The 17,066-nt window shown below is 69.8% G+C and carries 13 protein-coding genes; 6 read left to right on the top strand and 7 right to left on the bottom strand.

The genetic code is table 11. The annotated features are described in order from the left end of the window. Nucleotides 1–135 precede the first annotated feature (135 nt). Nucleotides 136–2,211 (top strand): primosomal protein N', encoded by a 2,076-nt coding sequence (locus ABL843_RS03795; RefSeq protein WP_418119016.1) that lies wholly within the window; start codon nucleotides 136–138, stop codon nucleotides 2,209–2,211. Nucleotides 2,212–2,245: 34 nt separating this feature from the next. Here ABL843_RS03795 and ABL843_RS03790 read toward each other — a convergent pair whose 3' ends face one another. Next, nucleotides 2,246–2,455 carry a hypothetical protein gene (locus tag ABL843_RS03790; RefSeq protein ID WP_418119015.1) on the bottom strand — a complete coding sequence of 70 codons (210 nt, stop codon included), beginning with the start codon at nucleotides 2,453–2,455 and terminating at the stop codon, nucleotides 2,246–2,248. 238 nt (nucleotides 2,456–2,693) lie between these two features. On the opposite strand from ABL843_RS03790, the gene ABL843_RS03785 reads away from it, so the two are divergent. Beyond that, the gene (locus ABL843_RS03785; RefSeq protein WP_418119014.1) at nucleotides 2,694–3,380 is read left to right on the top strand and encodes a hypothetical protein; all 687 of its coding nucleotides are present in this window, start codon (nucleotides 2,694–2,696) and stop codon (nucleotides 3,378–3,380) included. Here the strand turns inward: ABL843_RS03785 and ABL843_RS03780 are convergent. Further along, the gene (locus tag ABL843_RS03780; RefSeq protein WP_418119013.1) at nucleotides 3,369–4,403 is read right to left on the bottom strand and encodes an AEC family transporter; all 1,035 of its coding nucleotides are present in this window, start codon (nucleotides 4,401–4,403) and stop codon (nucleotides 3,369–3,371) included. The two genes, ABL843_RS03785 and ABL843_RS03780, sit on opposite strands and share 12 nt — an antisense overlap. A gap of 155 nt (nucleotides 4,404–4,558) precedes the next feature. Between ABL843_RS03780 and ABL843_RS03775 the strand changes: the two genes are divergently transcribed. From ABL843_RS03775 to nadE, 4 genes are read left to right on the top strand one after another with little or no spacing between them, the layout of a single operon-like run. Next, nucleotides 4,559–6,667, top strand: a complete 2,109-nt coding sequence (locus tag ABL843_RS03775) for an ATP-dependent helicase (protein ID WP_126021612.1) — start codon at nucleotides 4,559–4,561, stop codon at nucleotides 6,665–6,667. After that, on the top strand, nucleotides 6,664–7,167 hold the full coding sequence (locus ABL843_RS03770) for a hypothetical protein (protein WP_418119012.1): 504 nt from the start codon (nucleotides 6,664–6,666) through the stop codon (nucleotides 7,165–7,167). The genes ABL843_RS03775 and ABL843_RS03770 overlap by 4 nt, the downstream gene beginning before the upstream one ends. Then, entirely contained in the window at nucleotides 7,164–8,351 is a 1,188-nt protein-coding gene (locus ABL843_RS03765; RefSeq protein WP_418119011.1) for a phospholipase A, read from the top strand. The genes ABL843_RS03770 and ABL843_RS03765 overlap by 4 nt, the downstream gene beginning before the upstream one ends. 23 nt (nucleotides 8,352–8,374) lie before the next feature. Further along, complete coding sequence (gene nadE / locus ABL843_RS03760; RefSeq protein ID WP_418119010.1) at nucleotides 8,375–9,214, top strand: ammonia-dependent NAD(+) synthetase; 840 nt, start codon at nucleotides 8,375–8,377, stop codon at nucleotides 9,212–9,214. A gap of 27 nt (nucleotides 9,215–9,241) precedes the next feature. Here nadE and ABL843_RS03755 read toward each other — a convergent pair whose 3' ends face one another. From ABL843_RS03755 to ABL843_RS03735, 5 genes are read right to left on the bottom strand one after another with little or no spacing between them, the layout of a single operon-like run. Further along, nucleotides 9,242–10,510, bottom strand: coding sequence for a tetratricopeptide repeat protein (locus tag ABL843_RS03755; RefSeq protein WP_418119009.1), 1,269 nt, complete (start codon nucleotides 10,508–10,510; stop codon nucleotides 9,242–9,244). A 26-nt stretch (nucleotides 10,511–10,536) separates the two neighbouring features. Next, on the bottom strand, nucleotides 10,537–11,907 hold the full coding sequence (locus ABL843_RS03750) for an HlyD family efflux transporter periplasmic adaptor subunit (protein ID WP_418119008.1): 1,371 nt from the start codon (nucleotides 11,905–11,907) through the stop codon (nucleotides 10,537–10,539). Then, nucleotides 11,888–14,011 (bottom strand): type I secretion system permease/ATPase, encoded by a 2,124-nt coding sequence (locus ABL843_RS03745; RefSeq protein WP_418119007.1) that lies wholly within the window; start codon nucleotides 14,009–14,011, stop codon nucleotides 11,888–11,890. Before ABL843_RS03745 ends, ABL843_RS03750 begins: the two co-directional genes overlap by 20 nt. Further along, nucleotides 14,008–15,459, bottom strand: coding sequence for a TolC family outer membrane protein (locus tag ABL843_RS03740; protein ID WP_418119006.1), 1,452 nt, complete (start codon nucleotides 15,457–15,459; stop codon nucleotides 14,008–14,010). Before ABL843_RS03740 ends, ABL843_RS03745 begins: the two co-directional genes overlap by 4 nt. Then, nucleotides 15,456–16,991 carry a tryptophan halogenase family protein gene (locus tag ABL843_RS03735; protein ID WP_418119005.1) on the bottom strand — a complete coding sequence of 512 codons (1,536 nt, stop codon included), beginning with the start codon at nucleotides 16,989–16,991 and terminating at the stop codon, nucleotides 15,456–15,458. Before ABL843_RS03735 ends, ABL843_RS03740 begins: the two co-directional genes overlap by 4 nt. Nucleotides 16,992–17,066 lie beyond the last annotated feature (75 nt).

The raw sequence follows: 17,066 nt of genomic DNA, 5'->3' as shown, positions 1-17,066 counted from the left end.
GCCCTTGCTCGAAGACTTTTTAACAAACCGCCCCAAGAAGGACTTCCCATCTCCACCGCCGGACTGCCTCTCGACGAGCCCCTCAAGCCGACGAACGGCGCCCCGCCGGCGCTGCCGTGGCGGCTCGACATCGCCGTGCAGACGCCCGCGCACGCCGCGCTCGGCGACCTGCTGAGCTACGCCGGCGCCGAGCCGATGCCGCCCGGCACGCTGGTGCGGGTGCCGCTGGGCAAGCGGGAGGTGCTGGGCGTGGTCTGGAACGAGCCGGTATCGCTCGTGGGCGCCGAGCCCGACATGGCGCTCAAGCCGGTGGGCGCGGCGCTCGACGCGCTCGCGCCGCTGGGAGAGGGCTGGCGCGACCTCGTGGCTTTCGCCGCGCGCTACTACCAGCGCTCCATCGGCGAGATCGCGCTGGCCGCCCTGCCGCCGCAGCTGCGCGACCTGTCGACGGCGCAGCTCGCGCGCCGGCTCAAGCGCAAGAGCGCGGCCGGGCCGGTGGCGCAGACGGCCGAGTCGTCGAACCCGGTGGCGCTGAGCGCCGAGCAGACCGCCGTGCTGGCGCGCATCGAGGAGGGAACAGGCACCTTCCTGCTGGCCGGCAGCACCGGCAGCGGCAAGACGGAGGTGTACCTGCGCTGCGTGGCCGACCTGCTCGCGCGCGAGCCCGAGGCTCAGGCGCTGGTGATGGTGCCCGAGATCAACCTCACGCCGCAGCTCGAAGCCCGCTTCAAGGCGCGCTTCGGCGAGGAGGCGGTGGTGTCGCTGCACAGCGGCATGACCAACCCGCAGCGCCTGGCGAGCTGGCTCGCGGCGCACAGCGGCGCGGCGCGCATCGTGCTGGGCACGCGCATGGCGGTGTTCGCGTCGATACCGGCGTTGAAGCTCATCGTGGTCGACGAGGAACACGACCCCAGCTACAAGCAGCAGGAAGGCGCGCGCTATTCCGCGCGCGACCTCGCCGTGTGGCGCGGCCAGCGCGAGAAGGCCCAGGTGATCCTGGGCTCGGCCACGCCCTCGCTCGAAAGCTGGCACCAGAGCCGCCCCGCCGAGGGCGAAGACCCCGGCGGGCGCTATGTGCGGCTGGCCATGCCCTCGCGCATCGGCGCGGGCGAGCTGCCGGCCGTGCGGCTGGTCGACATGAACCTGCAGCCGCCGAAGACGGTGATCTCGGGCGCGCTGCTCGACGCCATCGGCCAGCGCATCGCGCGCGGCGAGCAGAGCATGATCTTCCTCAACCGGCGCGGCTATGCGCCGGTGCTGGCCTGCGGCGACTGCGGCTGGAAGAGCGAATGCCCGCACTGCAGCGCATACCGCGTGTTCCACAAGATCGACCGCACGCTGCGCTGCCACCACTGCGGCTTCACCGAGCGCGTGCCGCGCGCCTGCCCAGCCTGCGGCAACCCCGACATCGCGCCCGTGGGCCGCGGCACCGAGCGGCTCGAGGAGCATCTGGCAGAGCTGTTCTCGTCGGTGAAGCGGCCCGACGGCGGCGCGGTTCGCATCGCGCGCATCGACGCCGACAGCACCAAGAAGCAGGGCGCGCTCGAATCTCAGCTCGCGGCCGTGCACGCGGGCGAGGTCGACGTGCTGGTGGGCACGCAGATGATCGCCAAGGGCCACGACTTCCGCCGCATCACGCTGGTGGCCGCGGTGAACCCCGACGGCGCGCTGTTCTCCAGCGACTTCCGCGCGCCGGAGCGGCTCTTCAGCCTGCTGATGCAGTCGGCCGGCCGCGCGGGCCGCGACGCCGCGTACCTCGCGGCGCAGGGCGCGACGGCCGAGATGTGGATCCAGACGCACCACGCGCAGCACCCGCTCTTCATGGCGCTGCGCAGGCACGACTACACCGCCTTCGCCGCGCAGCAGCTCGACGAGCGCCGCGCCGCCGGAATGCCGCCCTTCGCGTTCCAGGCGCTGCTGCGGGCCGACGCGCGCGAACAGTCGGTGGCACAGGGTTTCCTGAACACGGCGGCCGACCAGGCCGAGTCGCTGCCGGGCGCGGACGTGGTCACACGCTATCCGGCGGTGCCGCTGGCGATACAGCGCGTGGCGAACGTGGAGCGCGCGCAGATGCTGATCGAAAGCCCCTCGCGCGCCGCGCTGCAGAAGCTGCTTGCGGCGTGGCAGCCGCTGCTGCACGAACTGAGGCGAACGCCGCAGGGCAAGGGCGTGATCCGCTGGCTGATCGACGTCGATCCGCACAGCATCTGAGCGTGCGGGCGCGGTCGGCCCTCAGACCGCGGTTTCAGTGGTAGCCGGTCGGCTCCTTGCCCATGTCCACGTAGCGAAGTTCGTTGTGCCTGCGCCGCGCGACGCTCACGGGCCATGCGAACACCACAAGGCTCAGCGCGGCGAACGCGATCGCCGTGGCGGTGCCGAACTTGCCGGCATGCCAGAACCAGCCGACCGCCGAGAGCCAGGCCAGCCACAGAAGGATGCGAACCAGAATTGCCATCGCGCGCCCCATTCACATCTTTGACTTGGAAGCACTGTAGCAGCGCACCTGCAAACCCAAGCATTCATCTGAAGTGGTAGCGGATAGCTATGTCTTACGACATGCCCGGAACTACCGCAAATTTGTGAAAAAAGAGTTGACGGCGCACCCCGGCGCTGCTCAAGCTGTAAAGACGCGAACCCGCTGCGGATTGCGAACTCCAAACTGCCTCGCTCACTGGTTGCAAAGGTAGGTCACCGTGAAACCGCCGTTCCTCCCTGGTTGGTCCCTCTCGCTGGCATCGGGCCTTGCCGGCCTCGTCCTTGCCTTCGCCGTGCCAGCGGCCCCTGCCGCCGAGCTGGAGCTGCAGGGCAGCCGCCTCGTGGTGTCGGGCATGCTCGACGGCACCATGATCAAGGAGTTCACCGAGCAGCTCGGCAGCGGAACAGTCCATACCGTGGTCTTCGAGGACTCTTTCGGCGGTACCGCCGAAGCAGCCGGCGCATTCGCCGACGCCATCCGCGCGAGCGGCGTGCAGACCGAGGTGCGCGGCCAGTGCATGGCGGCCTGCGCCTACGCCTTCCTGGCCGGCAGGACCCACCGCTTCGGCTACGGCCTGCAGGTCAACGGCATCCTGCTGCCTGTGGCGCAGCGCCCCACCCCCGCCGAGCTGGCAATACGCTGGCGCGGCGACGAGGCCCACAAGACGCTGGCCGAGTTCACGCCCACGTCGGCTTCCGCCAAGGCCATGGAGACCAGCGCGGCGTCAGCGGCGGCCAGGGACAACTGGCAGCCCGACCACGGCGTGCTCTTCACCGCGAGCCCCACGCTCTTCGGCCGCGTCTACAACACCTATTACTGCGACGGCACGCAAGGCCGCGATTTCTCGAAGTGCGAGCGGCTCGCCGATGCCGACCCCTTCAAGCTCGGCGTGCTAACCCCGTAGCGCGCTCACGGCGAGCGGGAAGCTCGGGAAGGCAATCACCGTCGTCCACAGGATGATGCGGGCGATGCGCCCGTTGTCCGCGCCGAAGCGCTCGGCCAGCATCGACACGTTGCTCGCGCTCGGCAGCGCCGCGACCAGCACGATGGTGACGAGCGCCGGCTGCGAAAGCGGCAGCCTCAGCGCGATGGCGCCCAGCCCCAGGGCCCACACCAGCAGCGGATGCGCGAGCAGCTTCACCGCCACCACCGGCAGCACGTCGCTCCACGGCGCCTTGGGCGCCCTGGACGCAGACACGCGGCCCGTGGCGCCCATGGCCTCGGCCACCGCCGCGCTGGCGTCGTGCTCGCGCGCCAGCAGCGCCGAGCGGGCCAGCACCGCGCCGATGGTGAAGAGCGCCACCGGCGAGGCCGCGTCGGCCAGCATGGCGATGGTGCGCTCGACGGGCCCCGGCAGCGGCCAGCGCGCGGCCGACAGCAGCACGCCCAGCAGGATCGACCACGGCATCGGGTTCACGAGAATTCCGCGCAGCGCCTTGCGCGCGGCCAGCATGGCGCCGTGCCGCCCGGCGCCACCGGCCCCGTCGAGCCGCGACAGCGCGATGCACAGCGACGAAGTGACGACCAGGTCGAACGCGATTGTGATGATGATCGGCCCCGCCGCCTGCGCGCCGAGGATGGCCACCAGCAGCGGCACACCCATGAAACCGGTGTTCGGAAACGCCGCCACCAGCGCGCCGAACGCGGCGTCGTTCCAGCCCACGCGCGCGTTGCGTGTGAAGGCCACGACGCCCGCAACCACCGCCAGCGCGCAGATGCCCCAAACCAGTGCGACGCTGCCGTCCAGCAGTTGCCCGATGGGCGTGCCCGCGCCGAAGCGCAGCAGCATGCACGGCAGCGCGAAATACAGCACGAAGGTGTTGAGGCCGGGAATGGCGTCCAGCGGCAGGATGCGGGCGCGCGCAGCGCCGTAGCCGGCCGCGATCAGCGCGAAGAAAGGGAAAGTAACAAGGAATACAGGCAGCACGCCCCATTGTCGTTGCCACCGCCGGTTGGCCGGATCGGCGCCGCCGGCCTACAACCCCGGTAGGGCCGGCCCCGTATCATTGGCCGCTTTGCGCCAGCCGTTCCCCACGGCGTTTTTCTCGGCTCTCCCGGTTCCCTCGGTTCTCTTTTTCTCCCATGTCTCACGGACTCAATCCCGCGCAGCTCGAAGCGGTCAACTACATGAGCGGTCCCTGCCTGGTGCTCGCGGGCGCGGGCTCGGGCAAGACGCGGGTCATCACCCACAAGATCGGCCGGCTGATCCAGTCGGGCATCGAGCCGCAGCGCATCGCGGCCATCACCTTCACCAACAAGGCCGCGGCCGAAATGCGCGAGCGCGCGAAAGACCTCATCGGCAAGGACGCGCGCAAGGTGGTGGTGTGCACCTTCCACGCACTGGGCGTGCGCATGATGCGCGAGGACGGCGGCGTGCTGGGCCTGAAGAACGCGTTCAGCATCCTCGACGCCGACGACGTGACGAAGATCCTGAAGGACGCCGGCGGCACCACCGACGCGGCCACCGCCCGCATCTGGCAGTGGACCATCAGCAAGTGGAAGAACATGGGCCTGACCTCGGCGCAGGCCGAGGCCCAGGCCGCCGACGACAACGAGCGCATCACCGCGAAGATCATGGCCCGCTACGAGGAGCGCCTGCTGGCCTACCAGAGCGTGGACTTCGACGACCTCATCGGCATGCCGCTGAAGCTGCTCTACGAATTCCCGGAAGTGCGCGCCAAGTGGCAGGCGATGATGGGCCACATCCTGGTCGACGAATACCAGGACACCAACGCCACGCAGTACGACGTGCTCAGGGCCCTGGCCGGCGAGCGCGGCCACTTCACCGCGGTGGGTGACGACGACCAGTCCATCTACGGCTGGCGCGGCGCCACGCTGGACAACCTGCGCAAGCTGCCGGTCGACTACCCGGCGCTCAAGGTCATCAAGCTGGAGCAGAACTACCGCTCCACCAGCGCCATCCTGCGCGCGGCCAACAACGTGATCGGGCCCAACCCCAAGCTCTTTCCGAAGACGCTGTTCTCCGAGCTCGGCGAAGGCGAGCCGGTGCGCATCGTCGACGCCGACAGTGAGGTGCACGAGGCCGAGCGCGCAGTGGCGCGCATCGTGAGCATCCGCGCGGGCGAGGCCACCACGCAGGGCAAGCAGTACAAGGAGTACCGCGACTTCGCCATCCTCTACCGCGCAAACCACCAGGCGCGCGTGTTCGAGCAGGCGCTGCGCAAGGCGCAGATCCCGTACAAGGTCTCCGGCGGCCAGAGCTTCTTCGACCGTGCCGAGATCAAGGACCTGTGCGGCTGGTTCCGCCTGTGGGTCAACAACGACGACGACCCGGCGTTCCTGCGCGCCATCACCACGCCCAAGCGCGGCATCGGCCACACCACGCTCGCCAGCCTCGGCACCTTCGCGAGCCAGTACAAGCTGAGCCTGTTCGAGGCGCTCTTCAGCCCCTCGCTGCCCAGCGTGATGCCCAAGCGCACGCTGGAGGGCATCCATGAGTTCGGCCGCTACATCAACGACCTCGAATACCGCGCGCGCCGCACCATGGGCGCGGAAGACTCGCGCACCTTCATGCTCGACTGGCTCAAGGAGATCGACTACGAGAAGCACCTGTACGACGGCGAGGACAGCGAAGCCGCCGCGGCCTCGCGCTGGACCAACGTGCTGGAGTTCGTCGACTGGATGTCGCAGCGCGCCGGCGGCACGCTCGACGACGCCTCGGGCGCCGACAGCGGCGGCATCGAGAGCGAGCGCAAGAGCCTGCTCGAGGTGGCGCAGACCATCTCGCTGCTGTCCACCATCAGCGAGCGCGAGCAGGACCAGGACGTGGTCACGCTCTCCACGCTGCACGCCTCCAAGGGCCTCGAATGGCCGCACGTGATGCTCATCGGCGTGAGCGAGGGCCTGCTGCCCTTCAAGCTCGACGACGACAACGGCCGCCAGCAGCAGGTGAGCGAGGACACGCTGCAGCGCCTGCAGGAAGAGCGCCGCCTGATGTACGTGGGCATCACCCGCGCGCAGCGCAGCCTGGCCGTGAGCTGGACCAAGAAGCGCAAGCAGGGCCGCGAGATGGTGCCCTGCGTGCCCAGCCGCTTCATCGCCGAGATGGGCCTGGACAAGACCACCACCAAGGAAGACCCGCGCGAGAAGCTCAAGGCACTGCGCGCCGAGTTCGCGCGCAAGGCGCAGGACAGCGCGGCCAAGGCCGCCGCCGCGGCGGCTGGGTCATGACGACGATGAAGACGATGACGACGAAGAAGACCACCGCAACCGCCGCGCTGCTGGCCGGCGCGCTCATCGCGCTGGCCGGCTGCGCCTCGATGCGCGGCGGCAGCGCCGACTGCCCCGCGGACGCTCGCGACCTGCCGCTGGAATCGCTCTACGGCCAATGGGAAGCGCGCTTCGACAACCTGCCCGCCGTGGCCGTCGTGCAATTGGGCAAGCACCCCGACTACGACGGCGTGCGCGGCACCATCACGCGCAACGGCGCCAACGCGGCGAAGGCCACGGTCGCGCAGCTCGCGGGCGACGTGGACGACGAAGGCGCGCTTTCCATCGACGAGTCGCAGGACGGCCGCGCCATCAGCGGCGTGTGGTCGGGCAAGCTGCAGACCGGATCGTGCGGTCGCGAATTCAGGGGCACGTGGCGCAATGCGGCCGACGAGAGCACGCACCCGTTCGTGCTCAGCAAGACGGCGCCGCCGGCGTCACAGGAAGGAAAGAAGCAATGACGAAGACGACCACCATCTCGCCGCGATCTCGCTTCAGGTTCAACACGCTCGCGGCCGTGGCCGCATGCCTCGGCGGCGCGACGGGCATGGCCCATGCGCAGGCGGTGGACAAGCCTGCGAGCCCGCTGGCGGATTCGCAGCTCACCTGGCAACAGTGCGCCGCGCTGGGCGCCAACAACGAGGCGCGACTGGCCTGCTTCGACCGATGGGCGCAGCAGCAGACGCTGCCCGCCGCGGCGGTGCCGGCCGCCCCGCCGGTGCTCGCGAGCACGCAGCCGCCGGTCGATGGAACGGTTCCCGCCACGCGCGTGGTCTCGGTGGCCACCACCGAGGGCTGCCGCGACCGCCAGTACTCGGCGCTCTCGCGCTTCTGGGAACTGGAGAACGCCACCGACTGCGGCACCTTCGGCTTCCGCGGCTATCGCCCGCTCAACGTGTCGGCATCGGCCGCCACCAGGAAGCCCGACACGCCCACCTCGCCTTCGGCCGGCCACACCGCCGACCCGGTGGCCTATCAGGCCAACGAGATGCGCATCGGCCTGTCGGTGCGCACCAAGCTCGCGCAGGGCATGCTCACGCAGAACGACCCGGTGAAAAAGGACTCGCTGTGGTTCGCCTACAGCCAGCAGTCGACCTGGCAACTCTTCAACGGCTCCATCTCGCGCCCCTTCCGCACCACCGACCACGAGCCCGAGCTGATGTACGTCTACCCGACCGACTTCAAGCTGCCGGGCGGCTGGCGCTGGCGCTATTCGGGGCTGGGCATCGTGCACCAGTCGAACGGCCAGAGCCTGCCGCTGTCGCGCAGCTGGAACCGCGTGTACCTGATGGGCGGCGCCGAGCTGGACGACCGCTTCACCATCACCGGCCGCATCTGGAAGCGCATCTCCGAGAGCGCCGCGAAGGACGACAACCCCGACATCGCCGACTACTACGGCCGCGCCGAGATCACCGGCCGCTGGAACCTCAACCGCGACAACCAGCTCGCCGTGACCGTGCGCAACAACCTGCGCGACAGCGGCCGAGGCTCGATCCGCCTCGAGTGGCTCAAGGCCATCGGCGACCCGACCAAGAGCAACCTGCGCTTCCACACGCAGCTGTTCTCGGGCTACGGCGACACGCTGGTGGACTACAACCGCAAGCGCACCGTGCTGAGCATCGGCCTCAGCCTTGTGGACTTCTGATCCCCTTCACACGAGCAAACCCCATGAGTGCAGATCTGTCTCCCGTCGACGACACACAGCGCGAAATCATCGCGGCGCTGCATGTCGCGCCCGTCTTCGACGCAGCCCGCGAACTGGAGCGGCGCGTCGACTTTCTCGCGGACTACCTGAAGCAGACCGGCCTGAAGACGCTGGTGCTGGGCATCAGCGGCGGCGTCGATTCGCTGACCGCCGGCTGCCTCGCGCAGCGCGCGGTCGAGAAGCTGCGCGCCACCGGCTACGACGCGAGCTTCATCGCGATGCGGCTGCCCTACGGCGTGCAGAAGGACGAGGCCGAGGCGCAGGCCTCGCTCGTGGTGATGAAGCCCGACCGCACGGTCACGGTAGACATCCGCCCCGCCGCCGATGCCATGCTCGCGGCGCTGAAGGCAGGCGACCTGAAGTTCCGCGACGCGGTGCACGAAGACTTCGTGCTTGGCAACATCAAGGCGCGCCAGCGCATGATCGCGCAGTTCGCGGTGGCGGGCGCTCACGACGGCATCGTCATCGGTACCGACCATGCGGCCGAGGCGCTGATGGGCTTCTTCACCAAGTTCGGCGACGGCGCGGCCGACATCACGCCGCTGACCGGCCTCAACAAGCGCCGCGTGCGCGCCGTGGCCCAGCTGCTGGGCGCGCCCGACGCGCTGGTCTACAAGGTGCCCACGGCCGACCTCGAATCGCTGGTGCCGGGCAAGCCCGACGAGGACGCCTTCGGCGTGACCTACGAGCAGATCGACGACTTCCTCGAAGGCAAGCCGGTGTCGGCCGAGGCGCGGCGCATCATCCTCGCCACGCATCGCAAGAGCGCGCACAAGCGCGCGCTGCCGGTCGAGCCTTTCTGACCGCGGCGCCCTCCTCGCCGCGCCGCATCAGCGCGTGACAACCTTCCAGCGCCCGGCCGAGATCTCGGCGGCGTAGGGTGCCGGAATGCTGGCCTCGTAGCCGTTGCCGCGCACGACGGCGTCGTAGCTGCAGACGGCCTGGCCCGCGGCGTCGTACAGGGTCCAGCGCACCTGCGTGCCGTCGGGTGCATCGTGCAGCACATGCATCGAGGGCGCGCCGATATTGGCGCCCACGTGGGCGTAGCGCGCGTCCACCGTCATCGGCAAGTGGGGCGGAAAAGGCTGGCTGCCCGGCAGGTCGAACCACTCGTCGTGCATGAGCAGGCTGCGCTGGGCGACCTTCCACACCCGGTGGCGCAGGAAATGCTGGTCTGCATAACGCGACGAAAAAGGCCGGCTGCGCAGGTACGCGCGCATGTCGCCCGCCATGTCCCAGAGCACGCCCGCGCACGCGCCCCACATGCCGGCGAGCATCAGCTCGGTGTGCGAGTGATAGTCGCGCATCACATGGAACCAGCGGTCGGACGCGCACCACGCGCGCACAGCCGCCTGGTCGCGCGTGGACAGCAGCGAATCGGCATCGCGGAACTGCACCCGGTCGACCGCGGGATCGTCGAGCGCGAGGAAGCGCCACATGGTCCCCGGCAGGTCCTGGCCGCCGATGGAGCGCACGTCGATCACCGCGGCGCCCTCTCGCATCAGCCGGCCGCAGACGTCGGCCGGCACCGAGTCGTCGACGTAGAAGCGGCACAGCCACGCCGGGAAGAACTCGCGCGCGGCCCGCACGTTGAGCACCGCCATCTCGCAGTAGCGCGGGTCGCCGCCGAAGAGACTGAAGGCGATGAGGTTGCGATGGCGGTTGCGCTCGTCGAAGCAGCGCGGCGCAGGCAGGCCCACCGTGGCGGCGGCCTGCTCCTTGTCGGCCTCCAGCATCTTCAGGCGCAGCGACTCGGAGCCGAACCTGCGCACCTCGTCGCGCTTGCCGAGCTGCCCGGCCGCCTCGGCCAGGCCGTCGCAGGTATTGGCGGTCCCGAGTTCGCCGACGATGCGCAGGTAGAGGTGGTAGGCCTGCTGCGGCTGGCCGAGCCGCAGCAGGCACAGCGCCACGTCGGCCAGCGGCTGCGGGCTGTGCGTGGCCTCCCACGCCTGCGCCGCGAAGCCCCGCGCCTTCTCGTAGTCTGCCTGCGCAAAGGCCGTGCGGAAGCGCGTGCCCAGCGCATCGAGCGCCTGCTGCGTGATCGCCGGCCTGCGCGCCGGAACCGGTGCCTTCGTCCTGGTCGAGCCCTTCCTGGCCATTGTCGCCCTCCTGTTGTCGCTTGGCTTCAGCGCTCGCGAAGCGCTTCGCGCGCCTTGTTGAGCGGCTTGATCAGGTAGTCGAGCACCGATTTGCTGCCGGTGTGGATGTCCACCGAGGCGATCATCCCGGGCACGATCGGGAAGCTCCTGCCGCTCCTGTTCATCAGGTGGTCGGCATCGGTGCGGATGTACACGCGGTAGTAGTACACGTCGCGCTTCACGTCGTCCTGGATGGTGTCGGGCGAGATCGTCGTCACCTTGCCCGGCAGGCCTCCGAATATGGCGTAGTCGTAGGCCGTGACCTTCACCGTCGCCTCCTGCCCCGGATGGATGAAGGCCACGTCGCGCGGCGAGATGCGCGCCTCCACCAGCAGCTTCTCGTCGAGCGGCACGATCTCCATGAGCTTGCCGCCCGGCGGCAGCACGCCGCCCACCGTTGTCAACGCGGTGTCCTTGACGATGCCGCGCACCGGCGAGACGAAGGTCAGGCGCGTGAGCGAATCGGAGCGCCCGCGCGTCACCGAGCGCTGCGCCTCGATCTCGGCGTTGGCCCTGGCGAGCTCCTCGCGCGCCTTCACGTAGTACTGGCTGCGGATGTCGACCGCCTTGCTCTCGGCCTCGTTGATCTGGCGCTTCAGCCGCAGCACCTCCACGTCGCTCGCGGCGCCGCGCGACACCAGCGGCTCGGTCAGCGCGAGCTCGCTGCGCATCAGGGCCAGCGCCTGCGTCACGCCGGCGAGGCTGCTGGAGAGCTGCTCGCGGCGCGAACGGTAGAGCGCGGTCTCGGTGCGCACGAGGTCGGGGTCGGCCCGCACCTCGGGCGGGAACTCCAGCGGCGAGCCGCCCACCTCCGCCGTCAGCCGCGCCGACATGGCCAGCGCCGCGCGCACGCGGGACGCGCTCTCCTGCACGGTCGACTCGGTCTTGGTCCTGTCGAGCTGCGCGAGCACCTGGCCCTCCTCGACGATGTCGCCCTCGCGCACCTTCAGCTCGACCAGGATGCCGCCTTCGAGCGACTGCACCATCTGCTCCTTCGACGAAGGCACCACCTTTCCGGTGCCGGTGGACACCTCGTCCAGCTCGAAGCACCAGGCCCACGCCAGCAGCGCGAGCAGCGCCGCGCTGACGATCCAGACGACCAGCGACGAACGCGGCAGCGGCGGCTCCGGCGGCGAGTAGCGCGCGGCGGTGGACGCCACCGGATACCGGGCCGGCGGCTTGTTCGGCGCAGCCGTGCCTGCCGGTGCGGCGGGCGTGGCCGGGGCCGGCCGCGCGGGCAGCTCGGCGACCGTCTTCTGCGCAGCCTGTGCCGCCTGTGCCGTCTGCGCGGCGTCGGCCACCACCACCGCACCGCCGCCCGCATGGGGGCGGCCTGCCTCAGGCGTTGCTGTTGCCATGGGAAAGCTCTCCAATCACGCGGTCCCTCGGACCATCCATCACCAGGCGTCCGCCATCGACCACGATGATCCGGTCCACCCAGTGCAGCACCGGCATGCGGTGCGTAGCCACCACCAGCGTGCGAGGCGCCAGCCAGTCGCCCAGCGAATCGATGACCTGGCGTTCGGTCACTTCGTCGAAGTGCGCGGTGGGCTCGTCCAGCAGCACGACCGAAGGCTGGCGTATCAGCGTGCGCGCGAGCAGCAGCGCCTGCCGCTGGCCACCCGAGAGGCCGAGGCCGCCTTCGTGGACCATCTCGGCCAGCCCTTCGGGGCGCGACTGCACGAAGGGCAAGGCGCCGGCCATGGCGAGGGCCTCCAGCACCTGCTCGTCGGTCGCCAGTGGCATGCCCATGGTGATGTTCTCGCGGATCGAGCCGTGGAAGAGCCGCGCGTTCTGCGTCAGCAGCCCCACGTCGCGGCGCAGGTCGGACGGATCGATCAGCGAGATGTCGAGCGAATCCAGCGACACGTTGCCGCGCTGCGGCGCCTGCAGGCCGGCCAGCAGCTGCAGCAGCGTGGATTTGCCGGCGCCCATGCGTCCCAGCAGCGCGATCTTCTCGCCGGGCTGTATCTGCAGCTGCGCGGCCGCGAACGCCGGGCTCCTGTCGTCCTTGCCGTAGCGGAATTCGATGCCCGTGACGTTGTAGCGCCCCTGCAGTGCCGCCGCATGCACCAGCCGCGCGCGCTCGGGCTGATCAACGGGGCGCTGCATGAGCTGGTCGAGCCCGGCGCGCGCCACCTTGGCCTGCTGCCAGCGCGCGAACACGCCCGAGAGCTGCGCGAGCGGCGCGATCATGCGCGATGCGAGGATCGACGAACCGACCAGCGCGCCGGTGGTCATTTCGCCTCTCATCACGAGGAAGCAGCCCGCCAGCAGCACCACGGCGTAGACGATGGTCTGCAACTCCTGCGTCCAGGTCATGAGCAATCCCGTGAGAAATCGCTGGCGCATGCTGACGCCGGCCGAGACATCGTTGGCGTGGTTCCACTGGTTCTGGAAGCGCGGCTCCGCACGCAGGAGCTTGATGTCTTCCAGGCCCTCGACGGCCTCGACCAGCAGCGCGTTGCGCAGCGCCGATTCGCGCATGCCCTCGCTGGCCAGCCGCGCGAGCGGCTTCTGGATCAGCAGCCCCGGAATCACCAGCAGCGGCACGGCCGCCAGCGCCACCAGCGCGAGCGGCCCGGCCACCAGCCACAGCACGACCAGGAAGAGCACGAAGAACGGCAGGTCGGCCACGGCGCCGATCGTGGTGGAAGTGAGCAGCTCACGCACCTGCTCGACCTCGCGCACCTGCGCGATGAAGGAGCCTGTGGACTTGGAGCGTGCATCGGTGCGCACCCGCAGCGCGTGGCCGAAGACGATGTCCGACACCTTGAGGTCGGCCCGCTTGCCGATCACGTCGGAGATGTGCGTGCGCGACATGCGCAGCAGGAACTCGAAGGCCACGGCGAGCATGACGCCGCCGAACAGTACCCAGAGCGATGATTCCGACTGAGCGGGCACCACGCGGTCGTAGATCTGCATCGAGAAGATCGTCGAGGCCAGTGCCAGCACGTTGGCGAAAACCGAGGCCAGCACGATGTCGCCGTAGCGGCGCCAGTCGCGCAGCGCGATGGCCCAGAACCAGTTGGAACGGTAGGGCTTGACGTAGCCGTCCACGCGCGCGTCGGGAACCGCGGTGTTGGGTCGCAGGATGGCGGAGCGCCTTGCGCGCCGCTGCAGCTCCTCGGCGGACAGCGCGGTTTCGAGCCCGTGGTCGCCGCCGAGCAGCACGCCCAGCTTGCCGTTGCCATCGGCCGCCCGCACCACGCCGACTTCGCCGTTGTCGAACTCCACCACCAGCGGCAGCCGCCATGGGTCGAGCTGCGCGCTGGAAAAGGCATCGAGCCGCAACGAGAGGCCCAGGTGCCGCGCCATGTGCTCGAGCAGCGTGTCCATCGGTGCGCCGCGCTCCCAGGCCAGCGAGACGCGCACGCGTTCCTGCGAGGCGCCGATGCCGTAGTGGCGTGCGACATAGAGCATGGCGTCGAGCCAGCTGGTGTACTGCGGAGGCAGTTTCATGGAAGCAGTTCCATTCCCTGGACGGTGGTGTTGTCGAGACCGTAGAAGGCGCGGCCCTGCCCGGTCGCGCCGATGTAGCCGATGCGGCTCTCCCAGAGGTCGTGCAGCACGGCCTCCTGGTCGGCCGCGGCCTGGTGGATCTCCTGCTCGGCGTTGAGCAGGTCGAGGATGGAGCGTGTGCCCAGCGTGTACTGCTCGCGGTAGAGGTCGCGCGCCTCGCCGATGCTGCGGCGGCGTTCGGCCAGCACGCCCAGCCGCGCCTGCGCGCCGGCGACCTGCTCGCGGAAGCTGCGTATCTGGTCGCCCGCATTCAGGCGGGCGGTATCGATGCGCATGCGCGCGGCCTCCTCGGCGGCGGTGGCCGAGCGCACCTGTGCATCCATCGCGCCGCCCTGGAAGATCGCGCTGGAGAGGTTGAACATCACCGTGTGGTGCATGCCGTTGCGCTCCATCGTGGCGGGATTGACGCCGCCCATGGCCTTGTTGGCGGAGACGTCGAGGCTCAGCGTCGGATAGCGCTGCGCCTTCGCGATCTCGAGCTGGGCGGCGGCCACGCGCCGGTCGGCCTCGGCGGTCAGCACGTCGGGAAGCAGGCTGGCGTCCGGCGCCTGGTCGATGCGCAGCTCGCTGGCCAGCTGTTGCGGAAGCGGCGCGACCAGCGCCGGGGCCGCACCACCCAGCAGCGTCGCCAGGCGCTCGCGCGACTGCGCGAGCAGCGACTTCACCTGCAGCAGGTTGGCGCGCGCACTCTCGACGCGCGACTCCGCCTGCAGCGGATCGGCCTTGGTGCTCAGGCCCGACTTCGCGCGCAGCCGCGCGGTTTCGAGCACCCTCTCGACGGCCTTGACCTGCTCCTGCGCGATCGCGGCGAGCGACTGATAGCGGTGTGCCCTGACCACGGCCTCGGCGGTCTGCTGCGCAACGGCGTCGATCTGCCGCAGCACGATGGCCTGCTGGCGCCGCACCTGCGCCTCGGACTGGTCCACCGCCCCCGAGACCTTGCCGAAGTCGTAGAGCATCTGCGACAGCGAAGCACTCGCCAGAACACCGTTGCCGCGGCCCCGGCCCGCGCCCGAACTGCCGCTGTTGTTGAGGCCGGCGCCCATGCCCAGCTTCACCTGCGGGTAGTAGCCGGCGCGCGCCACCTCGACGCCGCCCGACTGCTGCGCCAGCGTGGCGATGGCATCGGTGATCGAGGGATGGCGCGCCACCGCGCGGCGCACGGCATCGGCCAGCTCCAGGGGTTTCGAGTCCTGCCCGGCCTGCAGAGCCTGCGGGGCCTGCAGCGTGGAGGGCAGCGCAGCGCCGGACCGCGCCCCCAGCTCCCGTGCCAGCGCGCTCGGCGCGAGCCGCCGCGACGCCTTCAGTTCGACGGATTCCTGCGCCGCCGCGGGCAGGCCCGCAAGGGCCAGCCATGCGGCTGCGCAGAGGTGTGTGCCTGGTTTCACGCGGATCGGTCCCCCTTCGAAGAAAAGTCGCCGGCTGCGCCGAGTTCGCGCATCCGGGTGATGTAGGCAGCCACGCGCGCACGGCTGGCGGACGGCAGGCCCTGCAGTTCGGCTGCGGCTGCCTTGCGCGGCACGACGCCCAGCGGCGCGGCCACGAAGAGCCAATTGATGGCGTGGAAGATTCCCTGCCATCCGTTGATTGCGTAGTTCTGCACGTCCACCATCCGCGGCGTGCGCTGCTGGAAGCACGCCCACAGTTCCGCGTAGCTGGGCGGCAGCGGCAGTTCGGCCACGTCGCGCCAGAAGGCGGTGTCGCGCCGAGGGCAGTCGTAGTGCATGCGCAGGAAGTCGCGGATGCCCGACCAGCACCGCGCATTGGCTTCGTTGAAGTCGTCGATCAGGTGCCCCGCCACCACGCCGTCGCCGGCCGCGACGATGCGCTCGAAGTTGCGCAGCTGCTCCAGCATCTGGCCGATGGAAGTCGCTTCCAGCGGCTCGACGAAGCCCGAGGCCAGCCCCACTGCCATGACGTTGCCGACCCAAACCTGTTCGAAATGGCCCGGCTCGAACCTGAGCGTGCGCATCGGCTCGATCCCTGGGCCGATGCGGCGATGGATCTCCTCGACGACCTGTGCCTCGTCGGCATGCGCGCTGCTGAAGACGTACCCGGCGCCCACGCGTTCCACCAGCGGTATCTGCCACATCCAGCCCGCGGGCATCGCGATCGCCCGCGTGACCAGCGAAGGATTCGGCTGCGGGTGCGGCATGTGGAAGGGCACGGCGCGATCGAGAAGCAGGTACCCGGAGAACGAGCGCCAGCGCACGCCCAGCTTGCCGCCGATGCCCAGCCGCGCCAGCCCGGACGCATCGACCAGCAGGTCGAGCCCGACGGTCTCCTCGGCGCCTTCGAGCCGCACCGCCCGCGCCATGCCCTGCGCGTCGCAAACGAGTTCCTCGACGCGGGCCTGCTGGTGCACCACGCCGCGCGAGACGGCCACGCGGCGCAGGTAGTCGGCAAGCTTGTGGCTGTCGAAATGGAAGGACGCCGACAGGCCCGAGCTCGCGCCGAGCTGGAGCATCGCCGCGGCCTGCTGCTGCGACGCATTGATCGCGATCGACGCGAAGCCCGGTATGTAGCGGTGAAGCTCCATGCCCTCGTGCACCATGCCCGAGAGCAGCGGATGGAAGCCGGCTTCCATCCAGTCGATTTCCTGCAGGCCGGGCCGGCCGAAGAGGTGGTAGTAGCGGTCGTCGTCTTCCCCGGTGCGCCAGCCTTCGTAGCAGAAACCCAGCTTGAAGGCGGCGCCGGTCTCGCGCACGAATTCGTTGAGCCCGATGCCGTTGCGGCGCAGCGCATCGATCAGGTTGAGCAGGCCGCCCTCGCCGACGCCGACGATGCCGATGGCAGGCGACTCGATCACGCGCACCTCGACCTGCGGCGCGAACAGGCGGCGCAGCGTGAGTGCCGAGAACCAGCCTGCGGTCCCGCCGCCGATGACGACGGCGCGGGAGATGTTGCGAAGATTCAGCATATGCGTGGTTTCATGGGCTCGTCCGGAGAAGAAGGGCGCGCCGGGGCGCACCCTTCTCCGATCCGGCAAGAAGCC

Source organism: Variovorax sp. 350MFTsu5.1, from assembly GCF_048302515.1.
In the GTDB taxonomy this organism is placed as follows: domain Bacteria; phylum Pseudomonadota; class Gammaproteobacteria; order Burkholderiales; family Burkholderiaceae_C; genus Variovorax; species Variovorax guangxiensis.
Note: the sequence above shows the minus strand (reverse complement) of the source record. Positions and strands in the feature narration are given on the sequence as shown.

Bases quoted from the DNA above. Each gene is read 5' to 3' on its own strand.
- ABL843_RS03770 (WP_418119012.1), top strand. From the start codon at position 6,664: ATGACGACGATGAAGACGATGACGACGAAGAAGACCACCGCAACCGCC.
- ABL843_RS03765 (WP_418119011.1), top strand. From the start codon at position 7,164: ATGACGAAGACGACCACCATCTCGCCGCGATCTCGCTTCAGGTTCAAC.
- ABL843_RS03735 (WP_418119005.1), bottom strand. From the start codon at position 16,991: ATGCTGAATCTTCGCAACATCTCCCGCGCCGTCGTCATCGGCGGCGGG.
- ABL843_RS03755 (WP_418119009.1), bottom strand. From the start codon at position 10,510: ATGGCCAGGAAGGGCTCGACCAGGACGAAGGCACCGGTTCCGGCGCGC.
- nadE (WP_418119010.1), top strand. From the start codon at position 8,375: ATGAGTGCAGATCTGTCTCCCGTCGACGACACACAGCGCGAAATCATC.
- ABL843_RS03790 (WP_418119015.1), bottom strand. From the start codon at position 2,455: ATGGCAATTCTGGTTCGCATCCTTCTGTGGCTGGCCTGGCTCTCGGCG.
- ABL843_RS03745 (WP_418119007.1), bottom strand. From the start codon at position 14,011: ATGAAACTGCCTCCGCAGTACACCAGCTGGCTCGACGCCATGCTCTAT.
- ABL843_RS03775 (WP_126021612.1), top strand. From the start codon at position 4,559: ATGTCTCACGGACTCAATCCCGCGCAGCTCGAAGCGGTCAACTACATG.
- ABL843_RS03750 (WP_418119008.1), bottom strand. From the start codon at position 11,907: ATGGCAACAGCAACGCCTGAGGCAGGCCGCCCCCATGCGGGCGGCGGT.